The following is a 4,458-nucleotide window of genomic DNA, read 5'->3' as shown; positions in this document are numbered from 1 at the left end:
GCCCGCTCCGGGCGGGTCGCCGCGGCCCTGCTGGTGCGGGACCGGAGGCTGGTGCGCGGCCGGAGGCTGCTGCGCCTGCGGCGCCTGCGGCCATGGCGCCTGCTGCTGGGCGGGGCCTCCCGCCCAGCCGGCACCGCCCTGCTGGGGCTGCTGCGCAGGGGCGTGCTGAGGGTGCTGAGCCGGGGCCTGCTGCACCGGAGGAGCGGCGGCCTGCTGCGCTCCCGCCGCCTGCCCTCCGTGCACCCCGGCGCCCGCGCCCGCGGTGAGAGTCACCCGCGGTCCGTCGGTGGCGTTGCCCAGGTGGACCGACGTGCCCGGGGCGATCTCCATCTGCTGGATACGCCGGCCCTGCACATAGGTGCCGTTCGTGCTGCCGTGGTCCTCGATGGACCAGCCGCGGCCGTTCCAGCTGACCGTGGCATGCCGCCACGACACCCTGGCGTCGTCGATCATCAGGTCGCCCTGCGGATCACGTCCGAGGGTGTACGACCTGGACGGATCGAGCGCCCAGGTCCTTCCATTCAATTCCAGTACGAGTTCCGGCACTCCGCGCCCCACTAGTTGTCCCCCGAGTCGCCCCCGTCGCAGGGAGCCTAGGGATGCTGAACATCGTGGGGAACTATTCCAGGACCGGTCCCCCGACGGAAAGCCGGGCGGCGTGAAGACGGCGCGGAAGCTCCGTATCCCCTCTCCCGACTCGGGAGAAAAGGGCCCGGAGCACCCCATCCGGGGCGCCCCTCCCCGCCTCCGGCGCCCCTCCCGGGAACTACCTCCGGCTGTCCGCCACTCGGGACGGCTTCGGAGCCCGCCCGGCGGCCCTATACGGTGGGACCACCATGAGCGCATCTCAGCCACCTCGGTCACCCCGGTCTCCTGAGCTCCCTGAGCCTCCTCGGGACACGGACGCCCCCACTCTTCTCGTCAAGATCTTCGGGAAGGACCGCCCGGGTATCACCGCCGGCCTCTTCGACACCCTGGCCGCCTACGCCGTCGACGTCGTGGACATCGAGCAGGTCGTCACCCGGGGCCGCATCGTCCTGTGCGCCCTCGTGACCTCCCCCGAGCCCGGGGGGACGACCGAGGGCGACCTGCGGGCGACCGTGCACAGCTGGGCGGAGTCGCTCAAACTGCAGGCCGAGATCATCTCGGGCACGGGTGACAACCGCCCTCGCGGCGACGGACGTTCCCACGTGACCGTGCTGGGGCACCCGCTGACCGCGGAGTCCACGGCGGTCATAGCGGCCAGGATCACCTCCACCGGCGGCAACATCGACCGGATCTTCCGCCTCGCGAAGTACCCGGTCACCGCCGTCGAGTTCGCGGTGTCCGGCACCGGCACCGAGGAGCTGCGGACCGCGCTGGCAACGGAGGCCGCCGGTATCGGCGTCGACATCGCCGTCGTGTCCGCCGGGCTGAGCCGCCGGGCGCAGCGGCTGGTCGTCATGGACGTCGACTCCACCCTCATCCAGGACGAGGTCATCGAGCTCTTCGCGGCCCACGCCGGGTGCGAGGCCGAGGTCGCCGCGGTCACCGAGCAGGCCATGCGCGGCGAGCTCGACTTCGAGCAGTCCCTGCACGCACGCGTGGCGCTGCTGGCGGGGCTCGACGTGTCGGTGGTGGAGAAGGTCCGCTCCGAGGTCCGGCTGACGCCCGGTGCCCGCACCCTGATCCGGACGCTGAAGCGGCTCGGCTACCAGGTGGGCGTGGTCTCCGGCGGCTTCACTCAGGTGACGGACGACCTCAAGGAGCGTCTCGGGCTCGACTTCGCCTCCGCCAACACGCTGGAGGTCGTCGACGGCAGGCTCACCGGCCGGGTCGTGGGCGACGTCGTCGACCGTGCGGGCAAGGCCCGGCTGCTGCGCAGCTTCGCGGAGCAGGCGGGGGTGCCGCTGGCCCAGACGGTGGCGATCGGCGACGGCGCGAACGATCTGGACATGCTGAACACGGCCGGCCTGGGTGTCGCCTTCAACGCCAAACCGGTCGTCCGCGAGGCGGCCCACACGGCGGTGAACGTCCCGTTCCTGGACACCGTGCTGTATCTGCTCGGGATCACCCGCGAAGAGGTCGAGGCCGCCGACGGCCTCGTGGACTGACGGCACGCGTGGGGGCGCCGGCACAGCAGCTGTGCCGGCGCCCCCACGCGTGTCCGCGGTCAGTCGTTCGGAGTCCAGTACTCGACGAGCCGGCCCACCCCGTGCTCCAGGGTCTTCCATGAGCCGGGGAACTCGACGACGGCGTAGGCGGCGGTCGGGAAGCCGTCCCTGGTCATGCGGGCGAGCGCGTCGCCCTCGGCGCTCCCGCTGAGCGCGTCAGCGGCACCGTGCATCCCGGGGTTGTGGCCGATGACCAGCAGATTCCTCACGTCGTCGGGGGTCTCGGAGAACAGGGCGATCAGCTCGCCGAGGGAGGCCTCGTACAGCCGCTCCTCGTAGACGGTCCTGGGGCGCTGCGCGAACTCGTGGACCGCGAGCTTCCAGGTCTCGCGGGTCCTGGTGGCGGTCGAGCACAGAGCCAGGTCGAAGACGGATCCTGAGTCGACCAGCCTGCGGCCGGCGACCGGTGCGTCCTTCCTGCCCCGTTCCGCCAGGGGCCGCTCATGGTCGGAGTCCTGCGACCATTCCGCCTTGGCATGCCTGAGAAAGACGATCCTGCGAGGTGTATCGGCGCTCATACACCTCAGCTTCGCATGAATTGCGCCTCCGGGCGCAGGGTGTTGACGTGCTCACCCGCTGGGGGTGAAGACGGGCGTCAGGGCGTGTGCGGGGCCGGTCAGGCGGGCATCAGACCCAGGACGTGCCCGAGCAGCCGCCCGATCGCGGGGGCGCCGGTCGCCGCGTGGGCCTGGCCGGGTTCCACGATCAGCAGCAGGAGCGCGGCAAACGCGAGGGCGGGCAGGACGACTGCCCACCACGGCAGCCGGACCTCGGCACCGTCCGTGGACCGGCTGTGGGGGCGGGTCTCTGTACGGGCCGTCATGTCCGCCTCCGTGGGTCCTCGGCTGTGTCACCACGAACCTACGGGCCGGCCGTCGGCGGTCCCATCCGGTGCCCCACCCACTCGACCCTGATCCTGGCCCCCTAGGGGACAGGGGGGCCAGCCCCACCCCGAGGGGTCAGGGGGAGGCGATCGTGGCGATCACGCCGATGACTACGGAGATGAGAAGCATCGTCCCGAAGACGAGGAGAAGCTTCTTCTGGCCGTTCGGGGGATTCGGTTCGAGCACTGGCATGCGATCAGTGTCGCATCTCAGCATTCGTCCTCGATCTTCCGGTCCTTCCCGGCGAGCACTCCGGCGACCGTCTGGGGCACGAGGAGGGCCGCCATGAGAGCGAGCGGCAGGCCCCATCCCCCGCTGTGCTGGTACAGCACGCCGACCAGCAGCGGGCCGGGGATCGAGAGCAGGTAGCCGGTGGACTGTGCGAAGGCGGAGAGCCTGACGACTCCGGCACCGCTCCGCGAACGCATCCCGATCATCGTGAGGGCGAGCGGGAAGGCGCAGTTGGCGATGCCCAGCAGGAGCGCCCAGAGCCAGGCGCCGCCGGCAGGCGCCAGGTAGAGCCCCGCGTAGCCGACGAGTCCGCATCCGCTGAGGACCAGGACGATGGGCCCCTGGGTGCGCAGCCGGGTGGCGACCCGGGGGATGACGAAGGCGAGCGGCACGCCCATGGCCATGGTGACGGCGAGCAGGACACCCGCGGTGCCCGCCGAGATCCCCGCGTCACGGAAGATCTGGGGCATCCAGCCCATCGTGATGTACGCGGCGGTGGCCTGGAGGCCGAAGAAGCAGGCGAGCGCCCAGGAGGTGCGGCTGCGGGTGATCCGGAGCGCGCGGGGGGCCGGGGCTCCGGCGGCCCGTCCCGAGGCGTCCCCCCGGTCCTTCAGGAACGGGAGCCAGGGCAGCACGGCGACGGCGGCGAGGGCCGCCCAGACGGCCAGCCCGGTCTTCCAGCTGCCGCCCATCGCGTCCGTCAGGGGCACGGTGAGGGCGGCCGCGAGCGCAGTGCCGAGGGCCAGGGCCATGGAGTAGAGGCCGGTCACGGTGCCGACGCGGTCGGGGAACCAGCGCTTGACGATGACGGGCATCAGGACGTTGCTGACCGCGATGCCCATCAGGGCGAGGGCGCTGGCGGCGAGGAATCCCGCCGTGCCGCCCACGAAGGGGCGCAGCAGCAGGCCGGCCGCGATGGCCACCATGCCGGCGCAGACGACGGCGCTGGGGCCGAACCGGCGGGCCAGGCGCGGCGCCATGAAGCCGAAGACCGCGAAGCAGAGCGGCGGCACGGAGGTGAGGACACCGGCGACGCTGCCGCTCATGTGCAGCCCGTCCCGGACCTCTTCGAGGAGGGGGCCGAGGCTGGTGATGGCGGGCCGGAGGTTGAGCGCGGCGAGAACCAGGCCGAGGGTGACGATCCGCAGCACCCAGGGGGAAGGGCCGGGCACGGGGGTGCCGGGGGCGGG

Annotated in this window: 6 protein-coding genes; 1 reads left to right on the top strand and 5 read right to left on the bottom strand. The window is 72.1% G+C overall.

The annotated features are described in order from the left end of the window. On the bottom strand, positions 1-558 hold a 558-nt coding region (locus B9S57_RS35510; RefSeq protein WP_258036410.1), incomplete at its 3' end, for an FHA domain-containing protein. A 278-nt stretch (positions 559-836) separates the two neighbouring features. Here B9S57_RS35510 and serB point away from each other — a divergent pair. After that, a complete protein-coding gene (gene serB, locus B9S57_RS16520) occupies positions 837-2,093 on the top strand; it encodes a phosphoserine phosphatase SerB (RefSeq protein ID WP_103516349.1) in 1,257 nt (418 codons plus the stop codon). A gap of 59 nt (positions 2,094-2,152) precedes the next feature. On the opposite strand, the gene B9S57_RS16515 is transcribed toward serB, so the two are convergent. From B9S57_RS16515 to B9S57_RS16505, 4 genes are all read right to left on the bottom strand, one after another. Then, positions 2,153-2,671, bottom strand: coding sequence for a histidine phosphatase family protein (locus B9S57_RS16515; protein ID WP_103516348.1), 519 nt, complete (start codon positions 2,669-2,671; stop codon positions 2,153-2,155). Positions 2,672-2,769: 98 nt separating this feature from the next. After that, positions 2,770-2,976: a hypothetical protein gene (locus B9S57_RS16510; RefSeq protein ID WP_103516347.1), complete on the bottom strand. Its 207-nt coding sequence runs from the start codon at positions 2,974-2,976 to the stop codon at positions 2,770-2,772. 136 nt (positions 2,977-3,112) lie between these two features. After that, positions 3,113-3,229, bottom strand: a complete 117-nt coding sequence (locus tag B9S57_RS35505) for an SGM_5486 family transporter-associated protein (protein WP_258036409.1) — start codon at positions 3,227-3,229, stop codon at positions 3,113-3,115. Positions 3,230-3,246: 17 nt separating this feature from the next. After that, a partial coding sequence (locus tag B9S57_RS16505) for a CynX/NimT family MFS transporter (RefSeq protein WP_103516346.1) occupies positions 3,247-4,458 on the bottom strand: 1,212 nt, incomplete at its 5' end.

This window comes from Streptomyces sp. SM10 (genome assembly GCF_002910915.1).
Classification (GTDB): Bacteria; Actinomycetota; Actinomycetes; order Streptomycetales; family Streptomycetaceae; genus Streptomyces.
This window is presented reverse-complemented; position numbering and strand designations above follow the sequence as displayed.

Excerpts from the sequence above, each read along its gene's own strand:
- serB (WP_103516349.1), top strand. The coding sequence starts at position 837 with ATGAGCGCATCTCAGCCACCTCGGTCACCCCGGTCTCCTGAGCTCCCT.
- B9S57_RS16515 (WP_103516348.1), bottom strand. The coding sequence starts at position 2,671 with ATGAGCGCCGATACACCTCGCAGGATCGTCTTTCTCAGGCATGCCAAG.
- B9S57_RS16510 (WP_103516347.1), bottom strand. The coding sequence starts at position 2,976 with ATGACGGCCCGTACAGAGACCCGCCCCCACAGCCGGTCCACGGACGGT.
- B9S57_RS35505 (WP_258036409.1), bottom strand. The coding sequence starts at position 3,229 with ATGCCAGTGCTCGAACCGAATCCCCCGAACGGCCAGAAGAAGCTTCTC.